This is a genomic window from Rhizobium sp. BK008, assembly GCF_014197345.1.
In the GTDB taxonomy this organism is placed as follows: domain Bacteria; phylum Pseudomonadota; class Alphaproteobacteria; order Rhizobiales; family Rhizobiaceae; genus Rhizobium; species Rhizobium anhuiense.
In genome coordinates this window covers 147,187-166,499 of sequence record NZ_JACIFK010000001.1, presented here as the reverse complement: position 1 = coordinate 166,499, position 19,313 = coordinate 147,187, and the positions used below count along the sequence as shown (strand labels likewise).

The 19,313-nt window shown below is 61.5% G+C and carries 26 protein-coding genes; 13 read left to right on the top strand and 13 right to left on the bottom strand.

All coding sequences use genetic code 11. The annotated features are described in order from the left end of the window. The first annotated feature begins 1 nt into the window (after position 1). Together FHT69_RS00775 and FHT69_RS00770 are read left to right on the top strand one after the other, a co-directional pair. Positions 2-1,114, top strand: coding sequence for an ABC transporter permease (locus FHT69_RS00775; protein WP_047611565.1), 1,113 nt, complete (start codon positions 2-4; stop codon positions 1,112-1,114). A gap of 129 nt (positions 1,115-1,243) precedes the next feature. Beyond that, a complete protein-coding gene (locus tag FHT69_RS00770; protein ID WP_097596442.1) occupies positions 1,244-1,639 on the top strand; it encodes a DUF1236 domain-containing protein in 396 nt (131 codons plus the stop codon). Here the strand turns inward: FHT69_RS00770 and FHT69_RS00765 are convergent, their stop codons facing one another. The 6 genes from FHT69_RS00765 to FHT69_RS00740 all read right to left on the bottom strand — a co-directional run bounded on the left by FHT69_RS00765 (position 1,640) and on the right by FHT69_RS00740 (position 6,538). Next, positions 1,640-1,852 carry a hypothetical protein gene (locus tag FHT69_RS00765; RefSeq protein WP_028758592.1) on the bottom strand — a complete coding sequence of 71 codons (213 nt, stop codon included), beginning with the start codon at positions 1,850-1,852 and terminating at the stop codon, positions 1,640-1,642. 98 nt (positions 1,853-1,950) lie between these two features. Beyond that, positions 1,951-3,480: a winged helix-turn-helix domain-containing tetratricopeptide repeat protein gene (locus FHT69_RS00760; RefSeq protein WP_132573184.1), complete on the bottom strand. Its 1,530-nt coding sequence runs from the start codon at positions 3,478-3,480 to the stop codon at positions 1,951-1,953. 103 nt (positions 3,481-3,583) lie between these two features. Beyond that, positions 3,584-4,627 (bottom strand): Gfo/Idh/MocA family protein, encoded by a 1,044-nt coding sequence (locus FHT69_RS00755; protein ID WP_028758594.1) that lies wholly within the window; start codon positions 4,625-4,627, stop codon positions 3,584-3,586. A 9-nt stretch (positions 4,628-4,636) separates the two neighbouring features. Further along, positions 4,637-5,422 (bottom strand): ThuA domain-containing protein, encoded by a 786-nt coding sequence (locus FHT69_RS00750; protein ID WP_132573185.1) that lies wholly within the window; start codon positions 5,420-5,422, stop codon positions 4,637-4,639. A gap of 192 nt (positions 5,423-5,614) precedes the next feature. Beyond that, complete coding sequence (locus FHT69_RS00745; RefSeq protein WP_097595711.1) at positions 5,615-5,956, bottom strand: SMR family transporter; 342 nt, start codon at positions 5,954-5,956, stop codon at positions 5,615-5,617. Positions 5,957-5,974: 18 nt separating this feature from the next. Next, positions 5,975-6,538, bottom strand: coding sequence for a TetR/AcrR family transcriptional regulator (locus FHT69_RS00740; protein WP_097595710.1), 564 nt, complete (start codon positions 6,536-6,538; stop codon positions 5,975-5,977). Positions 6,539-6,703: 165 nt separating this feature from the next. Between FHT69_RS00740 and FHT69_RS00735 the strand changes: the two genes are divergently transcribed. Together FHT69_RS00735 and FHT69_RS00730 are read left to right on the top strand one after the other, a co-directional pair. Then, a complete protein-coding gene (locus tag FHT69_RS00735; RefSeq protein WP_028758873.1) occupies positions 6,704-7,111 on the top strand; it encodes a group II truncated hemoglobin in 408 nt (135 codons plus the stop codon). Between the two features lie 47 nt (positions 7,112-7,158). Then, a complete protein-coding gene (locus tag FHT69_RS00730; protein WP_047618751.1) occupies positions 7,159-7,530 on the top strand; it encodes a DUF423 domain-containing protein in 372 nt (123 codons plus the stop codon). A 137-nt stretch (positions 7,531-7,667) separates the two neighbouring features. Here FHT69_RS00730 and FHT69_RS00725 read toward each other — a convergent pair whose 3' ends face one another. The 5 genes from FHT69_RS00725 to FHT69_RS00705 form a co-directional block, all read right to left on the bottom strand. Then, the gene (locus tag FHT69_RS00725) at positions 7,668-7,982 is read right to left on the bottom strand and encodes an antibiotic biosynthesis monooxygenase family protein (RefSeq protein WP_028758871.1); all 315 of its coding nucleotides are present in this window, start codon (positions 7,980-7,982) and stop codon (positions 7,668-7,670) included. 9 nt (positions 7,983-7,991) lie between these two features. Further along, positions 7,992-8,264, bottom strand: a complete 273-nt coding sequence (locus tag FHT69_RS00720; protein ID WP_028758870.1) for a hypothetical protein — start codon at positions 8,262-8,264, stop codon at positions 7,992-7,994. Beyond that, positions 8,261-8,668: a DUF2325 domain-containing protein gene (locus FHT69_RS00715; protein ID WP_028758869.1), complete on the bottom strand. Its 408-nt coding sequence runs from the start codon at positions 8,666-8,668 to the stop codon at positions 8,261-8,263. The genes FHT69_RS00720 and FHT69_RS00715 overlap by 4 nt, the downstream gene beginning before the upstream one ends. A 108-nt stretch (positions 8,669-8,776) precedes the next feature. Then, positions 8,777-10,135: an energy transducer TonB gene (locus FHT69_RS00710; protein ID WP_097631172.1), complete on the bottom strand. Its 1,359-nt coding sequence runs from the start codon at positions 10,133-10,135 to the stop codon at positions 8,777-8,779. A gap of 57 nt (positions 10,136-10,192) precedes the next feature. After that, on the bottom strand, positions 10,193-10,615 hold the full coding sequence (locus FHT69_RS00705) for a hypothetical protein (protein ID WP_028758867.1): 423 nt from the start codon (positions 10,613-10,615) through the stop codon (positions 10,193-10,195). A gap of 155 nt (positions 10,616-10,770) precedes the next feature. On the opposite strand from FHT69_RS00705, the gene hemP reads away from it, so the two are divergent. From hemP to FHT69_RS00670, 7 genes are all read left to right on the top strand, one after another. Further along, a complete protein-coding gene (hemP, locus tag FHT69_RS00700) occupies positions 10,771-10,953 on the top strand; it encodes a hemin uptake protein HemP (RefSeq protein ID WP_028758866.1) in 183 nt (60 codons plus the stop codon). Between the two features lie 8 nt (positions 10,954-10,961). Continuing rightward, positions 10,962-12,011 carry a hemin-degrading factor gene (locus tag FHT69_RS00695; RefSeq protein WP_047618744.1) on the top strand — a complete coding sequence of 350 codons (1,050 nt, stop codon included), beginning with the start codon at positions 10,962-10,964 and terminating at the stop codon, positions 12,009-12,011. A gap of 11 nt (positions 12,012-12,022) precedes the next feature. Further along, the gene (locus FHT69_RS00690) at positions 12,023-12,952 is read left to right on the top strand and encodes a hemin ABC transporter substrate-binding protein (RefSeq protein WP_183904763.1); all 930 of its coding nucleotides are present in this window, start codon (positions 12,023-12,025) and stop codon (positions 12,950-12,952) included. Between the two features lie 2 nt (positions 12,953-12,954). After that, entirely contained in the window at positions 12,955-14,064 is a 1,110-nt protein-coding gene (locus tag FHT69_RS00685; RefSeq protein WP_183904762.1) for a FecCD family ABC transporter permease, read from the top strand. A 24-nt stretch (positions 14,065-14,088) separates the two neighbouring features. Beyond that, positions 14,089-14,883 (top strand): heme ABC transporter ATP-binding protein, encoded by a 795-nt coding sequence (locus tag FHT69_RS00680; protein WP_132573189.1) that lies wholly within the window; start codon positions 14,089-14,091, stop codon positions 14,881-14,883. A 147-nt stretch (positions 14,884-15,030) separates the two neighbouring features. Further along, positions 15,031-15,375, top strand: a complete 345-nt coding sequence (locus FHT69_RS00675; RefSeq protein WP_132573191.1) for a DUF883 family protein — start codon at positions 15,031-15,033, stop codon at positions 15,373-15,375. A gap of 9 nt (positions 15,376-15,384) precedes the next feature. Next, the gene (locus tag FHT69_RS00670) at positions 15,385-15,786 is read left to right on the top strand and encodes a hypothetical protein (RefSeq protein ID WP_132573193.1); all 402 of its coding nucleotides are present in this window, start codon (positions 15,385-15,387) and stop codon (positions 15,784-15,786) included. A gap of 383 nt (positions 15,787-16,169) precedes the next feature. Here the strand turns inward: FHT69_RS00670 and FHT69_RS00665 are convergent, their stop codons facing one another. Together FHT69_RS00665 and FHT69_RS00660 are read right to left on the bottom strand one after the other, a co-directional pair. Beyond that, positions 16,170-16,727 carry an RNA polymerase sigma factor gene (locus tag FHT69_RS00665; RefSeq protein ID WP_007630757.1) on the bottom strand — a complete coding sequence of 186 codons (558 nt, stop codon included), beginning with the start codon at positions 16,725-16,727 and terminating at the stop codon, positions 16,170-16,172. Between the two features lie 9 nt (positions 16,728-16,736). Next, positions 16,737-16,943 (bottom strand): NepR family anti-sigma factor, encoded by a 207-nt coding sequence (locus tag FHT69_RS00660; protein WP_024319398.1) that lies wholly within the window; start codon positions 16,941-16,943, stop codon positions 16,737-16,739. 256 nt (positions 16,944-17,199) lie between these two features. Between FHT69_RS00660 and FHT69_RS00655 the strand changes: the two genes are divergently transcribed. Beyond that, positions 17,200-17,994, top strand: a complete 795-nt coding sequence (locus FHT69_RS00655; protein ID WP_047618726.1) for a response regulator — start codon at positions 17,200-17,202, stop codon at positions 17,992-17,994. A 190-nt stretch (positions 17,995-18,184) separates the two neighbouring features. Then, positions 18,185-19,180 (top strand): sensor histidine kinase, encoded by a 996-nt coding sequence (locus tag FHT69_RS00650; RefSeq protein WP_047618776.1) that lies wholly within the window; start codon positions 18,185-18,187, stop codon positions 19,178-19,180. Positions 19,181-19,313 lie beyond the last annotated feature (133 nt).

Genomic DNA, 19,313 nt, shown 5'->3' with positions numbered 1-19,313 from the left:
GATGGGATGGACAAGGCTTTACGCCCTCATCGTCAAGGAACTGCTGGCCGTGCTGCGCGATCCCAAGGGTCGCGCCATCCTGATCGGCCCGCCGATCGTCCAGCTTCTCGTCTTTTCCTACGCCGCAACTCTCGAAGTCCGTAATGTCGATATCATGATCCTCAACCGCGACAGTGGTCACTGGGGCCAGGAACTGATCGAGCGTATCGATGGCTCGCCGACCTTTCGCCGGATCGAGATGGCGGGAAGCCAGGCGGATATCCAGGTGGCGATCGATACCCAGACAGCCATTGCGGCGATAGAGATCGGCCCGGATTTTTCGCGCAATATCGAGGCGGGAGCGCCGGCCGACCTGCAGGTGGTGCTCGACGGCCGCCGCTCCAACGCCTCGCAGATCGTCGCCGGCTACCTCTCACAGATAGGCGCCGGCCTTGCTGCCGAGACGCCGGCCGGCAAACGGGCCGGCGCCGACATCGTCTCGACAGTGCCGCGCAACTGGTTCAATCCGAACCTCACCTACCAATGGTTCATGGTGCCGAACCTGATCGCCAGTATCGCGCTCCTGATCGGGCTTATCGTCACGGCGCTGTCGATTGCTCGCGAACGCGAGCTCGGCACCTTCGACCAGCTGATGGTCTCGCCGCTGCGCATGCACGAAATCCTGATCGGCAAGCTGATCCCGCCGATGATGATCGGCCTCTTCCACATCACCGTCTATATCCTGGCTGCCGTCTTCCTCTTTGAGGTGCCGCTGCGCGGCTCGCTCTTCCTGCTTTACGGCAGCGCGATCTTCTATCTCGGTTCGGTGGCCGGCCTCGGCCTGTTCATCTCGGCGCTGTCGATGACGCAGCAGCAGGCGATCCTCGGCGCCTTCCTGTTCATGGTTCCGGCCATGCTGCTCTCAGGCTTCGCCACGCCGATCGAGAACATGCCGAGCTGGCTGCAGCCGATAACCCTCATCAATCCGCTGCGCTATTTCCTGGTGATCGTCAAAGGCGTTTTCCTCAAGGATATCCCCTTGAGCGAGGTAGTGAACCAGACGATCCCGCTGGCGCTGATCGCCGCCGTCACACTCAGCGCCGCCGCCTGGCTCTTCCGCCGGCGGCTGGAATAAGGCATCCCGACCCATGCCTGGGCCACCTCACACAATGTGAATCAGCCTTCCAAAGCGTGACCCTCTCCTGCTGGAACCTCGAATTGGCGCGGTCGTTACCCAAACGCAACCCCAGTAAGGAGAAGCAAAATGTACAAGGTCCTACTTGTCTCCAGCGCTATTGCGCTGTCGTCTCTTGCAACCAATGCGCTCGCTGATGGCGCCGTGACCGGTGCAGCCGGTGGCGCCATCACCGGCGCGATCGTCGGCGGCCCCGTGGGTGCTGCCATTGGCGGCGTGGCCGGCGGTGTCGCCGGTGCCGTTGTCGACCCGCCGCCGCGCGAGGTCGTGACCTATGTCCAGCAGCAGCCGGCCCCGACTGCTTCCGTGGTCGTCCAGGAACCGATCGTCGTCGGCAAACCGCTTCCGGCAGACGTCGTCGTAACGCCGGTCCCTGACAACCCGAGATATGCTTATACGGTCATCAACAATCAACGCGTGATCGTCGAACCCCGCACCCACCGTGTGGTGCAGGTCATCGAATAATCAGGCAACCGAAGCCGCCTGCTGCGGCTCGGCAACTTCCGGCCCCGCTTCGGTGGGGCCTTTTTTCGTACGCTCGCGCCAGCTACCGATCAGCGAGAACAGAAGAATAAGGCGCTGTGGCAACTTGAACTCCTGCGGTAGCGTCTCTATTGGAATTCGCTCGCCATAAAGCTTGCCCTGTTTGAGCGACAGAATATGCATGCTGGAAAGCATCAGCCGACCCTCCATCCCGATTGATGGGATCAGCGTGGCTGACGCAACGGGGCTGGGTCCTTAAAGTCCGACTAAAAACTGCAAAAACTTGCAAAAGCCTATGGCCGCGGCCGCATCCCGGCGCGCGCCAGCCCTTCCAGAACCGGCGCAAAACGCTGGGGATTCTTGGCCGGCTGACCCGCCAGAATGCCTTCCAGCGTCACATCAGGTGCCATTTTCTCGAGCGCGCGCAGGAACTGCCGCGCCTGCTCCATATTGCCGAGATGCGCGTGTGCGGCGATCAGCATCCAGTAAGTCGGATCGAAATGGGCGTTCAGCGCCAGCGAGCGTGACGCAAATGAAAGTGCTTCCTCGTAATTGCCGCGAAAGATTTCGGCCATGGCGATGCCCGTCAGAGAAAAACGCGCATCCGGATCGCGGGGTCCCAATTTCAGGGCGCGATGCATGCGCTCGAGCGCATGCTCGATATCGCCGCAGTGCAAAGCCGCAATGCCGGAGCAAGCCGCGACCAGAAGATCGTTGGGATTGGCGGCAGCGGCCGCCTCCAGCACAGCCATGCCGCCTTCATAATCCTTGCCTGTCTGCAGCAACGCCATACCGCAATGGGCCATCACGCGGGGATCGCCGGCCGAATGCTGAAGCCCGCGCCGGGCAAGACTGACGCATTCCGCCTTGTCGTCCGTCCCGAGCCGCGGCCAGCCCATGGTAATGCGATGTTCGAGCACCCAGGCGGCATGCGAAAGCAGCATCGCATTTTCCGGCTCCATGGCGAGCGCCTCCTGCAGCAAGGCATAGGCGGCGGCATTGCTTTCGATCGACTCGTCGATGATCGCGGCAAGGGCGCGCAGATAGAGATCGTAAACTGCCGGACTGTTCGGCCGGTCACGTCGTGACCTCTGGATTTCGGCGATCTCGATCGCCGGCTCGACGATCGAGGCGACGCGTTCGGTGATATGGTCCTGGAAAGCGAAGACGTCGCTGATGCCGTCTTCAAAATGATCGGCCCAGAGATTGGCCGCGGTCACGCCGTCGACCAGCTGTACATTGATACGCACCTGCGCCCCTTCCCGCCGGATCCTGCCTTCGAGCACATAGCGCACGCCCAGTTCTCGGGCCACCTCTCGCACATCGACACTGCGTCCTTTGTAGACGAAGGCGGAATGACGCGAGACAACGGAAAAGGAGCGGAAGCGCGCAAGGGCGGTGATGATCTCCGCCACCACACCATCGGCAAAATAATCCTGGTCGGCATCGCCGCCGAGATTGACGAAGGGAAGAACCGCGACGGAAGGCGGCTGCGACGCCACGGGCCCGCCATCCTCCTGGCGCGGCAGGCGGTAGCCGACCCTGGGAACGGTGACGATCCACTCCGTGCCATCCGGCCTTGCGCCGAGAAGCTTCCTGAGCGCGGCAATCTGAACCGTAAGGTTGCCTTCCTCCACGGCAAGCCCCGTCCAGGCCCTGTCAATCAGATCCGCCTTGGTGACGACCCGGCCCTCAGCTTCCAGCAGCAAGCCGAGCAGCGCCGCCGGTCGCGGTCCCGCCGCAACGGATTTCCCGTCCCGCCACAGGCTTCCTGTCACGGGATCGTAAAGGAACGGACCAAAGGAGAGCCTCGAGCTGCCCATGCAGAAGCATAGCGTCAAAACCTCGCAAACGAAAAGCCGATGACGCGCCGATGCGCTGCGTAAGCCGCCGTCGGATGAACGGCGGCTTATCCAGCGGACAGGATCAGACCTTCAGCTCGCGCCGTTCGCGCTCGGTCACCATGGCGAGGTCGAGCACCTTCTGCAGGTTGGCGGCGTGGCGGAAGTTCGGGTCCGGCTGGATGCCGCTTGCCACGGCCTCGGCAAAACGCTCATAGTTGGTCGCCACCGGTTCAACCTCGATCTTCGTCCAGGTGGCGGTTTCGACATCCTCGCCGAGGCAGCCATGCAGCTCGGAACCGTTGGGACGATGGATGACCTCGAGGCTGCCCCTCTCGCCATAAATGCGCAGCTTCAACTCGTTCAGATGCCCTGTCGCCCAGCGGCTGGCATGAATGACGCCGAGTGCGCCATTGGCGAAATCGACGGACATGGTGAAGCTGTCATTGGCGTCGAGCAGATATTCGCCGATCTGACCGCCCGGCGCCTTGTTGAAGGTCTTCAGCCGCGCAAAGACGTGGTCGATGTCGGTCGCCGCGCCATAGGCGGCGAAATCCAGAATATGGATGCCGACATCGCCGAGCACGCCATTCGAGCCGTGGCCGGTGGAAAGCCGCCACAGCCAGGTGGACTCGGTGCGCCAGTCGCCCCAGGCGCGCGACACCAGCCAGCTCTGGAGATAGGATGCTTCCACGTGTCTGATCGTGCCGAGCTCGCCGGCGAGCACCATCTCACGGGCGCGCTGCAGCGGCGCGACGTTGCGATAGGTAAGGTTCACCATGTTGATGACGCCGGCCTTTTCGGCCGCCTCCGTCATCTCCAGCGCCTTCGCATAATTCTCCGCCAGCGGCTTTTCGCAGAAGACGTGCTTGCCCGCAGCAATCAGCGCCATCGTCGTCGGGTGATGGATGCGGTCGGGCGTGACGTTCGTCGCCGCATCGAACTCGCCCCAAGCGATCGCCTCCTCCAGGGAAAGAAACCGCTTTTCGATGTTGAATTTGTCGGCGAAGGCCGAAAGCCGATCGGGATCGGTGTCGACGGCGCCAACCACTGTCACGCCATCGATGAGGGGGAAGCGGGCGAGCTGGTTTTTCGCCATCACGCCCGTGCCAAGAACGAGTAATCGCATGGATGCTCCTCAGCGGTAACCGGCTTCGCCGGCTTGGTGTAGTTTCGGGCCGCGTTCGACGATCGGCTCCAGTGCTTTTTCTACCGGCACATTTGGAGCGTCGGTGATACCCGTCAACGAGCCCTCAGGGTTATAGGCCCACTTCACGCCGTTGATCAGCACCTTCTGGACATTGACGTCGTGATAGGTTGGGTAAGTCTCGTGGCCGGGGCGGAAATAGAAGATGTTGCCGGCGCCACGGCGCCAGGTCAGGCCCGAGCGGAACACTTCGCCGCCCTGGAACCAGGAGATGAACACCGTTTCGAGCGGTTCCGGCACCGAAAACTGCTCGCCGTACATTTCCTCGTTCTCGAGTTCGAAATGTTCGCCGATGCCGGCGGCGATCGGATGGCGCTGATTGATCGTCCACAGACGCTCGCGCTCACCCGCCTCACGCCATTTCAGCGCGCAGGGTGTGCCCATCAACCGCTTGAAGATCTTGGAGAAATGGCCGGAATGCAGCACGAGCAGCCCCATGCCTTCCCAGACGCGCTTGGCGACACGCTCGACGACGACATCGGAGACCGCGCCGTGATCCTTGTGGCCCCACCAGGTCAAGACATCGGTTTCGGCAAGGCGGGCTTCGCTGAGGCCGTGTTCCGGCTCCTGCAGCGTCGCCGTCGTCGCCGAGATGCTGGGGTCGGTATTCAGCGCGTTGGCGATCGTCGTGTGCATGCCTTCGGGATAGATGCCCCGGACGACGGCATTGGTATTCTCGTGGATATTCTCTCCCCAGACGACGGTGCGAATGGCCATGATGTGCTCCTGTAGAAACCTGGAAGTATCGATAGGCGGGAAGGCAGGATTCAAAGCGCTTTGGAAAACGGCGCTGGCTGCGCCTCGTCTCCTCCACATCTAAGGAACACATAGACCTTTGTCAGTATTTTGACAAAGGGGAAAATTTGCCGGACGAAGGCGGAAAATCCGCCTGGAAATACCACAGCAATATCAATGTGAAACGGATTTCGAGAAGAGATTGACGACCATAACGCCTGTGACGATCAGCCCGAGCCCGACGATGGCCGGCAGGTCGAGGCGCTGCTTGAAGAAGACCAGACCGACCGAGGAAATCAGCACGATTCCCAAAGCGCTCCAAATCGCATAGGCGATGCCGACCGGGATGCTCTTCAGCGTCAGCGACAGGCAATAGAAGGCGGCCGCATAACAGGCGACGACGAGTGCCGTCGGCCCGATGCGGGTGAACTGCTGCGACAGTTGCAGCGCGGTCGTGCCGACGACCTCGAGCACGATGGCTGCAAACAGCAGCCCGTAGACGGCAGCCTGGCTCATGGCGAATTCCTTTTCGGATTACTTGCCGGTCAGTTCGACAAGGCGATCGATGAGATCCCGCCTCAGAACGCCGTCGATATCATGGCTTTCCAACGTATCTGCGAACCAAAGTCCGTCGGCGGCGAAACGCACGACCTGCGCATCGAGGGAGGAGTCGGTGCCGATGTACTCCTCCGCCCGTGCCTGCACCCATTGGCGCCAGCGAAGACGCAGCCGGGGTTCGGCCAGAAGCGCGATCGTTACCTGCGTCCACCCCCTGGAATCGTCGGGACGATCCTTTAGGCCGGCTACCGCCCTGAGATAGGCGCGGGTGAAGCGGCCCTGCGGCTGCGGATCGCCGCGCATCAGTTCCTCTATATCGGCGTCGAACTTTTCGAGCAGGCTCTCGAACAGGGCATCGAGCAGCGCATTCTTCGTCGGAAAATGATGCAGCAGCCCGCCCTTGCTGACGCTGGAGGCGGCCGACACCGCATCGAGCGTGACGGCAGCCATGCCTTCGCTGGCAGCAAGGCGCGCCGCGACCTCCAGCAATTGCTGGCGCACGAGAGCGGGCTGTTTCTTGCGATGATGAGCGTTCGACATGCAGATTAAAAGATACCGTCCGGACGGTTTTGTCAAGAGGAATCGATTGGAACCCCTGCGATACCGGGATTATGCGCGAAATGCCGCGGCACCTTGATGACGGTTGCGATCGTTTTCCCAGAGGTGCATGTAGAGGCGGGGACAGATGTATTCAGGGATGGTTTCGTGACGGAGAAAGTCACCACACTTTACGAGGCGATCGGCGGCGATCCCATCGTGCGGGCGCTGACGCACCGCTTCTACGAACTGATGGACAGGCTGCCGGAGGCGAGGAACGTGCGCGCCGTGCATCCGCCGAGCCTTCAGGGCAGCGAAGAGAAATTCTACGAATATATGACCGGATATCTCGGCGGTCCGCCGCTTTATACCGACAAGCGCGGCCATCCGCGCCTGCGCAGCCGCCATTTCGTCGCCGAGATCGGCCCTGTCGAGCGCGATGAGTGGCTGCTCTGCTTCCGCCGTGCCATGGATGAAACCATTGCCAGCCAGGCGCTGCGCGATCTCATCTGGGCGCCGGTCGAACGGCTCGCCTATCACATGCAGAACAAGGCCCCTGACGATAAGGCCCTCTGACTATAAGGCCCTCTGACTATAAGGCCATCTGGCGATAAGGATTGACCATGAGCTTGAACGCGCGTCTGGAGCCGGTGCTCTATCTCTTTGCCGGCCTGTTCGGCGTCGCCGGCGTGGGGCTCGCCGCCCTTGCCGCCCATGGCGGCGGCGAAGCCAATCTTGCGGCATCTGCATCCGCCATGTGCCTTGCCCACGCCCCGGCCCTGCTGGCATTGGCTCTCGGCAACGCCAGGCTCAGAACCGCCTGGCTGGCCGGTTTTCTGATGATTGTCGGAACGCTGCTTTTTGCCGGCGATCTCGTCACCTTGCGCTTTACCGGCTCCAGCCTCTTCCCCTATGCCGCACCGACCGGCGGCTGGGCGATGATGCTTGGCTGGCTGGCCGTTGCCGCGGGCGCTGTCTTCCGGGTTAAGGCTTGAGAGAGTTTTTGCTGACTGCTCACGTCTTCTCCTCCTTCATTCCTGTGCCTGTCACAGGAATGAGGGTGTGCGTGGGGCCATGCTGAAGACAGAATCAAGATTTCGCTAAGAGCTAAATCACGCCGCACCAACTGCAATCAAACGCCATCAACCACATTGAAGCCTTCGAAAACCGGCGGCCCCTTGTAGATCGCCTTGTGATCGCCGGCATTGCGGTGCGCCGCGCGAAAACTTTCGGACTTCGTCCAGTTCTGAAAATCCGCTTCGCTTTTCCAGACCGTGTGCGAGGAATAGAGCGTATAGCCCTCCTCTTCGTTGACCTTGCCGCGCAGCAGCCGGAATTCGACGAAACCGGGCACCTCCGGCAGGCTGGAATCGCGGTTGCGCCAGACCGTCTCGAAATCACCTTCGCTTCCGGTTGCGACCTTGAAGCGGTTCATTGCGATATACATGGAATCTCCCTACGCCTGCCTCTTGCCCGCCCTTGCGGAACGCGAGGGAAAAGCGAGGATATTATTACCGTTTGCCGCCGCTTGGCCAAGCGGTCTTGTTGCGGCTTCTCCGGGCATACGCGCTTCCCAGGTCGGGAACAGCGTCACATTCTGGTGGATATTCTGGCGTTCGGCATGCTGCCGGAAAAGTGCGTAGAGCTCGGGCACGAGGCCCTCGCCGGTCTGCGCGGCGAGCTTGTGCAGGCCGATCATGGTGAAGCCGTCGGGGCGCTGGTCGTTCATCTTGCATTGTCTCGTTCGTTCATCGTCTGCAGCGCACGCTCCAGGCTGGATTTGCTGCCGTTGCGAAGCGGGATGAAGGCCTTGCCGAACTTCTTGCAGCCGGTCTTCACCCGCAGGCAGGCATCGTGGCTGATACAGTCGATCGGGCAGAACACGCAGTCGACCGAGGGAAGAACGGTATCGATGCGGGAAACCGCTTCGCGCAAGCCGCCGTCGTGATGAATGAGCTCGGCGCCGAAATTGCTGCAGATCTGGCGAAGATGCGCCACCTGGCAGTCGCGGCCGCCGACATAGAGGAAACTGCGGCCATCCAGTTTGGATCGCCCGGTGGATGCCTGAGCAGCGTCCTCGCCCGCGCTGTCGCGGACCTCCCGGTTCGAACCCTTCTTGCCCTTGCGAGCCATATACCACCCGTTCACTCGTTGATCGTCACACGATTCCTGCGTGTGCGGGTGGACCTTATTAAACTTGATTTTTAGAGTAAAGTATAAAGTTGATTATTTTTATCATATTTATCGAGCCGTGACTTGAACCTCTTGGGTAAAGGTCCAACTCGGCTTACCCCACTCAGGGGGTAAGGGTGGAAACGGCGCCGCACGGCGTACGCCATCGACAGCAGCCTTATCCAAGTCTGCAATTCCTGAACTGCCGGCGACGGAGACAGCCGCCAACCTGCCCGTTCCATCAATCGTCAATTTGAGACGCACAGACATGGCGCCGCCCATCCTCTTGTATTCGTCGGGCACCCGAATTGCACGGCGAATACGCTTCTGCACTTTGCCGGGATAATTGGCCACCGCCGCGCTTCCTGTGCCGTCGCCTCTGCCAGCTGTTGTCGACATGCCGTCAAACTGTGGCGCCTCCTGTGCACCAGTAGCAACGCCCCTCGTCGAGTCCCGGCTATCCGAGCCCTTCTTTCCGCCTGCCGGCTCCACCTTCTTCCGAGGCTGCTTTTTTTCATCCGGTTTCGGCTTCTCAACCTTCGGCTTCGGTTTCGCCTCTGGCTTTTCTTCGGGTTCCGGCGGGACTTCAGCGACCTCGACAGGCTTCACTTCTTCCGGCTGAACTTCGGTCGGCTGCACTGCAGCCGTCGTCACCTGTTCTGGTACCGTGGTCGATACGATATCGGGCACGGGCAGTTCCGGCACCGCCGTTGCCATCGGCTGAGCGACGAAAGTGTCGGCGGGGTTCTGAGAAACAAGCACCTCCGGTTCCGCTGCCACAACTGTCTCGGGCGAAACACGCGTCACCTCCTGGGCAGGCGGCACGGCTTCTACAGGTTCGGCCTCGACTGGTTGAGTCGGCTCTGGCTGTATCTCTGTCGGCTGAAATTCGGTAGTCTCGCTAGTCGACTGAACCGCATCCGGCTTAACCTCCTCTGCGGCAATTTCTTCCGGCTTCACTTCCAGCTCCGGATCACCTGCGGAGGTCTGGTCAACATCGGAATCGCCATACACGATGACGCTAACGGCTTCGCCGGCATCTTCAATCACTTTGTTCGGTGGTTTCGGCATGAACAGAGCAAGAGCCGCCACCAGACCGGCGTGAAAGAAAAACGAACCGATACAAGTCAGCGCCACCCGCCGCCGCACGGGCGCCTTTTCATCCTCCTGCTTTTCTACCATCGCATCCATCGGAGGCGCAGCAACGGGAGCCGCCGGCGCGGCTTCCGGATGGTCGGGAAAAGACGGTATCTGCGCGAAACGCGCATAGTGGACCATCGCCTCGCCGGCCGGCTGCCGTTGCGCATTGCGCAGATCGGAAAGCTCGTGGCCGGGATGCATGCCGGGGATATTGTCGTTCAGGCTGCCGCCAGCGTCCGGCTCCGCGATGAGCACCTGTCTCGATCTGGACTTCGCTGAAATTGCCATTGTGTATGCCTCGGACAGCCTGAAACATGTCCGCCGGAGTTCATCCCCGGCGTATTTTTAGCCCTCGAAGGGAACTGAAATCTGCGAGCGGGTGACCAGACCCTTCATGCATTCGCCGGCAACAGGTCCGTCGCAGACCGGCGTGTCGTTGATGATGATGCGCGTGACCGTCTCGCACTTCACGTTCGGCATATCGAACTGGCGCACGCGCTTCTTGCCCTGCGGCAGATCGCGGAAGTCGAGCACGGTGATGCGGTCGACGGCATTCTTGTCGTTGAAGAAGGCGAGCTCGAAGGAGATCTTGTTGATCGGCGCCTGAAGATTGTTCTCGGCGACGAAGGTCATCATGCAGCCCTTCTGCGATGGCGCCAGAGCGTTGAGTTCGATATCCAGCTTGGCGGTTGCCGCATCCTGCGCCTGGCATATGCTTGAAACCGCCATCACCATGCCAGCCGTAACAGCCGCAAACCTCACCGCCATAATCTTCTCCGCCATTGTCCCGATATCAGCAATCTCAAAAACTTGACTGCATTAGTCTCCTATTGCGTCTTTAAAAAACTATGAGTAAGAAGTCAAGTTAATTGTCATCAAAACCGGCGATCCCGATCACCGGCTTCACGGAATTGCCAACCGAAATGATGGTTGAAAAGCCAGATAACTTTAAGCATGTGCCGCTGCAGAGCGAGCCTGCGGCGCAGCACCGGATCGTCGAAAGCCCGGATCTTTTCCGCGGCACGAACGAGATCATGATTCGACATGACGGCGTGGTCTACCGCCTGAAGATCACCCGTCAGGGCAAGCTCATTCTCAATAAGTAGGGTAGGACATGACCGAGCAGACAAGACCGGCGCCAGCCGAAATCCGTGCGTTTCGCGCTGAAAATCCGAAGATGCGCGAGCGCGATATCGCCGCCCAGCTGAAGATATCAGAGGCAGCCCTCGTCGCCGCCGAAACCGGCATCAGCGTCACCCGCATCGACGGCAGCGCATTGAAGCTTCTCGAACGCGTCGCCGGTCTCGGCGAAGTGATGGCGCTGTCGCGCAACGAAAGCGCCGTGCACGAGAAGATCGGCGTCTTCGAAAACATCAAGAGCGGCGCGCAGGCCGCCATCGTTCTCGGCGAGAATATCGACCTGCGCATCTTCCCGAGCCGCTGGGAGCATGGCTTCGCCGTCTCCAAGAAGGATGGCGACCAGGAACGCCTCAGCCTGCAATATTTCGACAAATCAGGCAACGCCGTGCACAAGGTGCATCTGCGCCCAAGCTCGAATGTCGAGGCCTATCACGCGATCGTCGCCGAGTTGAAGCTGGAAGACCAGTCGCAGGAATTTATCGAGGCCGAGACCTCGAATGCCGTCGATGAAACCGCCGACGTCAGCCGCGACGAGCTGCGCGACAACTGGAGCAAACTCACCGATACACATGAGTTCTTCGGCATGCTGAAGCGCCTGAAGATCGGCCGCCAGGCGGCCGTACGCAGCGTCGGCGACGACTATGCCTGGAAACTCGACAACACAGCGACGGCAGAGATGATGCATGCCTCGGTCAAATCAGGCCTGCCGATCATGTGCTTCGTCGCCAATAACGGCATCGTCCAGATCCATTCCGGCCCGATCTTCAACGTGCAGCCGATGGGTCCGTGGATCAATATCATGGACCCGACCTTCCATCTGCATCTGCGCCAGGATCACATCGCCGAGACCTGGGCCGTGCGCAAGCCGACCAAGGACGGGCACGTCACCTCGCTGGAGGCTTACGATGCCGACGGCGAAATGATCATCCAGTTCTTCGGCAAGCGGCAGGAAGGTTCCGACGAACGCGTCGAGTGGCGCGAGATCATGGAAAACCTGCCGCGGGCAGCAAGCGTGGCCGCATAAGGATCATAGCGATGACGATGCGTAACAATCTGCGCCGGATCCGTGCCTGGGAACTGGCCCTGACGGCAGCCGTCATGGCGCTGCCGTTGATCCCGACGGCGCGGCCGATCGAAGGCTTCGCCTTCGTGCGCGCCGCCCATGGCGAGGAAAAGAAGCTCGACACGTCACGCCTGGTTTCGGTCGGCGGCGACATCACCGAGATCGTCTATGCGCTCGGCGAGGAAAGCCGGCTGATCGCCCGCGACACGACGAGCATCTATCCGGAGGCGGCGTTGAAGCTGCCGAACGTAGGCTACATGCGTGCACTCTCGCCGGAAGGCATCCTCGCCATGAACCCGACGGCGATCATCGCCGTCGAAGGTTCAGGCCCGCAGGAGGCGCTGGCTGTGCTGAAGAATGCCAGCGTACCCTTCGAGACCGTGCCGAGCGCCTTTACCCGCGACGGCATCATCGCCAAGATCGACCGCGTCGGCACGCTGCTTGGCGTGCCGGACAAGGCGAAGGCACTTGAAGAAAAGGTCGCGGCCGATCTCGACGCGGCGATCGCCGATGCCGAAAAGCGCCCGGAGGCCGAACGCAAGCGCGTCCTCTTCATCCTCAGCGCCCAGAACGGCCGGATCATGGCATCGGGCACCGGCACCGCAGCCGACGGCATCGTCAAGCTCGCCGGCGCAGTCAACGCCGTCGGCGCATTCCCAGGCTACAAGCCGCTGACGGACGAGGCGATCATCGAAGCCAAGCCTGACTTCATCCTGATGATGAACCGCGGCGATGGCGCCGGCACCAAGAACGAGGACCTGCTGGCGCAGCCGGCGATCGCGCTGACGCCGGCAGGCGAGAAAAAAGCGATCATCCGGATGGACGGCGTCTACCTGCTCGGCTTCGGTCCGCGCACGGCAGCCGCGGCGCGGGATCTCAACACGGCGATCTACGGGGGCTGATCATGGCCCTGCCGCAAGCCATGGAACGAGGGCGACACGTCTCGATGGCAGACATGCGCGAAATCAAGCCGGCGGGCGACCGGACGCGGCTTGCCTTGCTGGCAATCGTTCTGCTTGCCGCCGACTCGGTCTTCTCGATGCTGTTTTCGGTGACGACAGGCGCTTCAGATGCCTCGATCCTCGACGTTATCAGCAACATGGCCGGCTCCGAGACGGCGCTCAGCATGCGTGACCGGATCATCATCTTCGATATCCGCCTGCCCAGGGCGATCCTCGGCTTCCTGATCGGCGCCTCGCTCGCGGTTTCCGGTGCGGTGATGCAGGGCCTGTTCCGCAATCCGCTGGCCGATCCAGGCCTCGTCGGCGTCTCCTCCGGCGCAAGCCTCGGCGCAGTCACCATCATCGTGCTCGGCGGCGGCATCGCAGCCCCGCTCGCAGCCCTTCTCGGCATCTACGCTCTGCCGGCGGCCGCCTTCGGCGGCGGTCTCGTCACGACGCTGCTGCTCTACAGGATCGCCACCCGTCACGGCCAGACCTCCGTGGCAACGATGCTGCTTGCCGGCATTGCACTCGGCGCGCTTGCCCTCGCCATGACAGGACTGCTGATCTACATGGCCAACGACCAGCAGCTGCGCGACCTGACCTTCTGGAGCATGGGCTCGCTTGCCGGCGCCACATGGACGAAGATCGCCGCGGCCGGCCCGATCATCCTGTTGTCCTTCACCGCCCTGCCCTTCATGGCGCGCGGCCTCAATGCCATCACGCTCGGCGAGGCGGCCGCCTTTCATATGGGCGTGCCGGTGCAACGGCTGAAAAATGTCGCGATCGTCGGGGTCGCCGCGGCGACCGGTGCGTCCGTCGCCGTCAGCGGCGGCATCGGTTTCGTCGGGATCGTCGTGCCGCATATCCTGCGCATGGCGATCGGCCCGGACCATCGTTTCCTGTTGCCGGCCGCAGCGCTTCTCGGCGGCTCGCTGCTGATCTTCGCGGATGTCCTGGCGCGCACCCTGGTTGCGCCGGCCGAACTGCCGATCGGCATCATCACCGCGGCGGTCGGCGGGCCGTTCTTCCTGTGGATCCTGCTGAGGCAGCGTTCGCGTCTTGCGCTGTGAGCGGATGTTGTGAGTGACGTTCAGATGATCGAAGTTTCCGGCGTCTCCGTGCGCCTTTCCGGCAAGGCCATCATCAGCGACGTTGCCTTCACCGCAAAGGCCGGCGAACTGACGGCGATTGCCGGACCGAACGGCTCCGGCAAGACGACGACGATGAAAGCCATCTCCGGCGAACTTGCCTATGGCGGCTCGGTGCGCATCGGCGGCGACGAGGTCAAGGGGTTGAAACCCTGGCAGCTTGCCGCCATCCGCGGCGTGCTGCCGCAGGCAAGCACCATCTCCTTTCCCTTCACCGTGCGCGAGATCGTCCGCATGGGCCTGACATCGGGTCTCAACCTGCATCCCGACAAGGCCGAGCAGACGGCGGCGGCCGCGCTCGCCTCCGTCGACCTGACCGGCTTCGAAGGCCGTTTCTATCAGGAACTCTCCGGCGGCGAGCAGCAGCGCGTGCAGCTTGCCCGCGTGCTCTGCCAGATCGCCGAGCCCGTCGTCGATGGCAAGCCCTGCTGGCTGCTGCTCGACGAGCCGGTCTCGAGCCTCGACATCAGCCACCAGCTGACCATCATGACGCTCGCCCGCAACTTCTGCCAACGCGGCGGCGGTGTCATCGCCGTCATGCACGATCTCAACCTGACGGCGCTCTTTGCCGACCGCATCGTGCTGATGAAATCCGGCCGCCTCGCCGCCGCCGGCAGCATCGGTGACGTGCTGAACGACGAAACGATGCTGTCGGTGTTCGGCTGCGCGCTGCGGATCAATCAGGTGCCGGCCGACGGCACCCCCTTCGTACTCGCCCACAGCGCCGTTTCCCGCCCCTGAGCCTGCCTGCACGGAACTTTTGACCGTGCGACACGTTGTCGGCAGTGATCTGGGTCAATGCCGGGCGATTTGATTCATGCAACGGACGGTGGTGACCCACGTGCGAAACAGGCGGGCTTGCGCGCGCCCCAGCCAATGGAGACAGCCATGAGCTATTCTATCTTCCAGTCCGGCCGCAGCCGCCGCAACGGCACCTTCCACAATTTGGAATCCGGCATCGAGGAGCAGATCGAAGCGTTACGCGACGAACTCGCGGAACTGACCCGCCTCGTTGGCAAGAGCTCACGCCACCAGGGCGACAAAATCCGCGGCCAGGCCAGCGCCGGCTACGAGGAACTGCTCGGCCGAAGCGAGGATCTGCTGCGCGAATTGCAGCACGGCTATGAGCGCGGCGCAACCGAAATGCGCGAGACCGTGCGCAAGCATCCATTGGCAACGATCGGCGCCGCAGCCGCTTTCGGCCTTGCCATCGCCTTCCTCGCCCGGCGCTGAGGAAGCGCGATGCTGTTATCGATCCTCAGCCTGCTGACGGGCGCAAGCGTGCACCGCACCGTTGCGCGCGCCAAGCGCAATGGCATCTTCATTGCGCTTGCCGTGCTCTTCCTCCTCACCGCCTACGCGCTGGCCGTCACCGCCGGCGCCATCTGGCTCGCCGGCATCTACGGCCCGGTCGGCGCGGCCCTCTTCCTGGCCGCCTGCGCGCTGCTGATCGCCGTCATCGCGCTGGTGGTGATGGCGGTCATCAACGCCCGGGAAGCGCGCCGCGCCCGTGAACGCCGCGCGGCACTGGAATCGCTGGCAACGGTCGGGCTCGGCCTCGTCCGCGCCCAGCCGCTCCTGACCGCCGGCGTCCTGGCGGCAATCGTCGCGGCCAATCTGGTGGGCTCGAAGCGCGAGGATTGATTGAGGTGGCAACCCACCTGCTCCTATCCCGCAACTGTCACGAGAATGGAGAGGGGAAAGTATTTCCTCTTCACATTACCAGCGGAAGATTAGGCATGACTCCCACCTCGCTCTCCCTCATTCCTGTGCTTGTCACAGGAATCCAGCTACGGCGCGTTCCGCGCGGTGAATGAACCGACACGGCAGGTGGGAAAAACCTTTCGCGCCCAAGGACTTGGGCGCACTGGATTCCTGTGACGAGCACAGGAATGAGGGACGAACAGTAGTGCGCGTTAGACAAATATCCACCACTTTTGGATACACGCCCTTCTAACACTCCCACGAACGCAAAAAAGCCGGCGCCCCGAAGGGGCAGCCGGCCTTCCTCCCAAGTATAACTCTTGTCAGAAGGCAAAGGCCTTCGACGTCAGCGGCGCCGACGTGGCGTCGGGGCCGAAATCCGCCTCGCCTGATATCTGCAGCAATTCCTGCAGTCGCTGGCGGGCCCGGTTGACGCGGCTCTTGATGGTGCCGACGGCGCAGCCGCAGATTTCGGCGGCCTCCTCATAGGAGAAGCCCGAGGCGCCGACGAGGATGATCGCTTCGCGTTGGTCCGGCGGCAGCTGGTCGAGCGCCTTTTTGAAGTCCTGCAGATCGAGCGCGCCATATTGCGAGGGATGCATCGCCATCGATTCCGTGAACAGCCCGTCGCTGTCCTGTACCTCGCGGCCGCTCTTGCGCATCTGGCTGTAGAGTTCGTTGCGCAGGATCGTGAAGAGCCAGGCCTTCATATTGGTGCCCATCTCGAAATGATCCTGTTTGGCCCAGGCTTTCATGATGGTGTCCTGGACGAGATCGTCGGCACGGTCGTGCCGTCCGATGAGCGAGATCGCGAAGGCGCGAAGACTGGGGAGTGCCGCCAGCAGTTCCCGCTTGAAGCTGGGTTGCGCTTTATCTTCCATGCGGCGATCCTATTCGGCCATTTTGGCGGAAGCCATCATTTCAGCATGGTCGAGCTTTTCGAGAAGGTCGAGAAAACGATCGGGAATCGCTTCATCCTGTGCGGCCGCATAAAGCGACCGCAACCTGACGCCGATCTGATTGTTCGGGTCCAGGATGTCGCTTGCCCGCAGCTCCAGCTTTCGCTGATCGGCTGCCTCTTTCTTGCGTGTAGTCATCAATTCGTCTTCTCGCCGGTTGTCTGTTAGAGGGGCGTGCAGGGGATCAATCATGATTTCAACCATCGACTCCGAACGTTCCAGTGTCGATGTCGCCAGTATTTGCCGTTGCATGGGTCAAAACGCTACGCCCTTTCATTGTCGGCTGGAATAATGCGGCGCGACAAAAAAAGTTCCTCCCGTTCCGGAACTTTTTTAGCAAGGCGACGTTAACCGCTCATTGAAGCCAATGCCGGCCTGTATGCAGGAGCCATTAATGACACTTTCTACTCGAATTGCGCCGCACCTTCCTTATCTGCGTCGCTATTCCCGCGCCCTCACCGGCACCCAGACTTCGGGCGACGCCTATGTCGCCGCCGTCCTCGAAGCCATCATCGCCGATCTGTCGATTTTCCCGGATACGGCGAACGACCGGGTCGCACTCTACAAACTGTTTACGCAACTGTTTGGTTCCACCGCAGTCCAGATTCCAGAGCCGACTTCGCCCTATGCCTGGGAGCAACGCGCCACACTGAACCTTTCCAAGGTTTCGCCTCGTGCCCGTCAGGCCTTTTTGCTCGCCTCTGTGGAGAATTTTCGCGTCGCCGAAATCGCCGATATCCTGGAAACCGAGGAACAGGACGTCATGCATCTGCTCGACGTGGCCTCGCAGGAAATTTCCCGTCAGGTCGCCACCGATATCATGATCATCGAGGACGAGCCGCTGATCGCCATGGATATTGAGCAGATGGTCGAAAGCCTCGGCCATCGCGTCACCGGCATCGCCCGCACGCATGCCGAAGCCGTCGCGCTCTACAATAAGACCAAGCCGAGCATGGTGCTGGCCGACATCCAGCTTGCCGACGGCAGTTCCGGTATCGACGCAGTCAACGACATCCTGAAGACGTCGAGCGTGCCGGTGATCTTCATCACCGCTTTCCCTGAACGGCTTCTGACCGGCGAGCGCCCTGAGCCGACTTTCCTTGTCACCAAGCCCTTCAATCCGGACATGGTCAAGGCACTGATCAGCCAAGCTCTTTTCTTCAACGAATCGACCAGAGTGGCCGCCTGAGACGCAATTTTCCGGACTTCGGAACCAAATCGCCAAAGCATACGTTCCGGTGCTACCGGGACTCCGGTGGCTTTAACGGTTTTTGCAGCGCTTTGTTCTAGAGTTGACAGGCGGTGTCTGGAAGGGCGCTCCCTTCAGCGACGTTCAAGATGTCACAAGGAAAGGCGGTCGAGTGAATACGACTGAACCATTGTCCGGCGTGCCTTTCACCTTCGAAGGCAAAGCCGCAATGATGGAACGCGCGCTCGGCAGCGCCGGGATTTCAATCCTCTGCCAAGACGCCCGGCTGTCGATCTTCTACGCCGAAAATCTGCCGCCGCATTTTGCAGCGCTCTTTATGCCCGGCAACAGCGACGCTGCCCTTTTCGGCGACGCCCATGGGCGATATCTGACAGCGCTGAAACACAAGGTGCTGGAAACCGGCATCCCCAACAATGCCGAGGTCGAGATCGACGTCGACGGCGAAAGGCGCACCTATGAACTGAAGATCCAGCGCACCGGTGAACGCGGCGCGCACGGACTTCTCTCCGTCATGGCCGAAGTGACCGAAAGCCGGCACCGCGAAAAAGTGCTGAAATCGCTGCTGCGCGAACTCTCACACCGCTCGAAGAACCTTCTCGCCATCATCCAGGGGATTGCCACGCAGACCGCGCGCAACACGCTGTCTCTCGACACCTTCCTCCTCAAATTCCGCGGACGGCTGCAATCGCTTTCCAACTCGCAGGATCTGATTACGGATTCGAGCTGGCGCGGCGCCTATCTCTTCGAACTCGCCGAAAAGCAGTTCGCCCCCTACTGGCCGGAAACATCAGGCTCCATGCCGATCTATGGCATCAATGCGCATCTGACGCCGAATGCCGCCGTGCATCTCGGGCTCGCCCTCCACGAACTCATCGTCAACTCCGCCTCCTACGGCGCGATATCAGGCGGCGCCGCCTCGATCACGCTGAATTGCCGCGAAGCCGCAATCGGCGATAGGAAGGCGATCGAAGTCGCTTGGGCGGAGGTGCTTCATGATCAGTCGGAAGTCCACGAATTCAGCGACAACAGCTTCGGCCGCACCGTGCTGGAACGGGTCGTGCCTTCGTCGGTCAATGGCAAGGCGGAGCTGAAACTCGTTCCCGGCCGCATCGAGTATCGCCTGACCATTCCGGAAACCGAATTCGAGATCTTCAAACGCGTGTGAAAGCCTGGAAATAGGCGCCAAACGGAAAAACAGCCGGTGCGAGGGCGGCGCACCGGCTGTCTTCACTCACCGGGAGGGGACCGTGAGTACGTCCGGATAGTGGGTTGGGGGCGCGCATGTTGGGTCGATGCGA

Bases quoted from the DNA above. Each gene is read 5' to 3' on its own strand.
- FHT69_RS00685 (WP_183904762.1), top strand. From the start codon at position 12,955: ATGGCCCTGCCGCAAGCCATGGAACGAGGGCGACACGTCTCGATGGCA.
- FHT69_RS00690 (WP_183904763.1), top strand. From the start codon at position 12,023: ATGACGATGCGTAACAATCTGCGCCGGATCCGTGCCTGGGAACTGGCC.
- FHT69_RS00775 (WP_047611565.1), top strand. From the start codon at position 2: ATGGGATGGACAAGGCTTTACGCCCTCATCGTCAAGGAACTGCTGGCC.
- FHT69_RS00760 (WP_132573184.1), bottom strand. From the start codon at position 3,480: ATGGGCAGCTCGAGGCTCTCCTTTGGTCCGTTCCTTTACGATCCCGTG.
- FHT69_RS00680 (WP_132573189.1), top strand. From the start codon at position 14,089: ATGATCGAAGTTTCCGGCGTCTCCGTGCGCCTTTCCGGCAAGGCCATC.
- FHT69_RS00755 (WP_028758594.1), bottom strand. From the start codon at position 4,627: ATGCGATTACTCGTTCTTGGCACGGGCGTGATGGCGAAAAACCAGCTC.
- FHT69_RS00665 (WP_007630757.1), bottom strand. From the start codon at position 16,727: ATGGAAGATAAAGCGCAACCCAGCTTCAAGCGGGAACTGCTGGCGGCA.
- FHT69_RS00750 (WP_132573185.1), bottom strand. From the start codon at position 5,422: ATGGCCATTCGCACCGTCGTCTGGGGAGAGAATATCCACGAGAATACC.
- FHT69_RS00655 (WP_047618726.1), top strand. From the start codon at position 17,200: ATGACACTTTCTACTCGAATTGCGCCGCACCTTCCTTATCTGCGTCGC.
- FHT69_RS00745 (WP_097595711.1), bottom strand. From the start codon at position 5,956: ATGAGCCAGGCTGCCGTCTACGGGCTGCTGTTTGCAGCCATCGTGCTC.
- FHT69_RS00720 (WP_028758870.1), bottom strand. From the start codon at position 8,264: ATGAACGACCAGCGCCCCGACGGCTTCACCATGATCGGCCTGCACAAG.
- FHT69_RS00660 (WP_024319398.1), bottom strand. From the start codon at position 16,943: ATGACTACACGCAAGAAAGAGGCAGCCGATCAGCGAAAGCTGGAGCTG.
- FHT69_RS00695 (WP_047618744.1), top strand. From the start codon at position 10,962: ATGACCGAGCAGACAAGACCGGCGCCAGCCGAAATCCGTGCGTTTCGC.
- FHT69_RS00740 (WP_097595710.1), bottom strand. From the start codon at position 6,538: ATGTCGAACGCTCATCATCGCAAGAAACAGCCCGCTCTCGTGCGCCAG.
- FHT69_RS00730 (WP_047618751.1), top strand. From the start codon at position 7,159: ATGAGCTTGAACGCGCGTCTGGAGCCGGTGCTCTATCTCTTTGCCGGC.
- FHT69_RS00765 (WP_028758592.1), bottom strand. From the start codon at position 1,852: ATGCTTTCCAGCATGCATATTCTGTCGCTCAAACAGGGCAAGCTTTAT.
- FHT69_RS00710 (WP_097631172.1), bottom strand. From the start codon at position 10,135: ATGGCAATTTCAGCGAAGTCCAGATCGAGACAGGTGCTCATCGCGGAG.
- FHT69_RS00715 (WP_028758869.1), bottom strand. From the start codon at position 8,668: ATGGCTCGCAAGGGCAAGAAGGGTTCGAACCGGGAGGTCCGCGACAGC.
- FHT69_RS00705 (WP_028758867.1), bottom strand. From the start codon at position 10,615: ATGGCGGTGAGGTTTGCGGCTGTTACGGCTGGCATGGTGATGGCGGTT.
- FHT69_RS00725 (WP_028758871.1), bottom strand. From the start codon at position 7,982: ATGTATATCGCAATGAACCGCTTCAAGGTCGCAACCGGAAGCGAAGGT.
- FHT69_RS00675 (WP_132573191.1), top strand. From the start codon at position 15,031: ATGAGCTATTCTATCTTCCAGTCCGGCCGCAGCCGCCGCAACGGCACC.
- hemP (WP_028758866.1), top strand. From the start codon at position 10,771: ATGATGGTTGAAAAGCCAGATAACTTTAAGCATGTGCCGCTGCAGAGC.
- FHT69_RS00670 (WP_132573193.1), top strand. From the start codon at position 15,385: ATGCTGTTATCGATCCTCAGCCTGCTGACGGGCGCAAGCGTGCACCGC.
- FHT69_RS00770 (WP_097596442.1), top strand. From the start codon at position 1,244: ATGTACAAGGTCCTACTTGTCTCCAGCGCTATTGCGCTGTCGTCTCTT.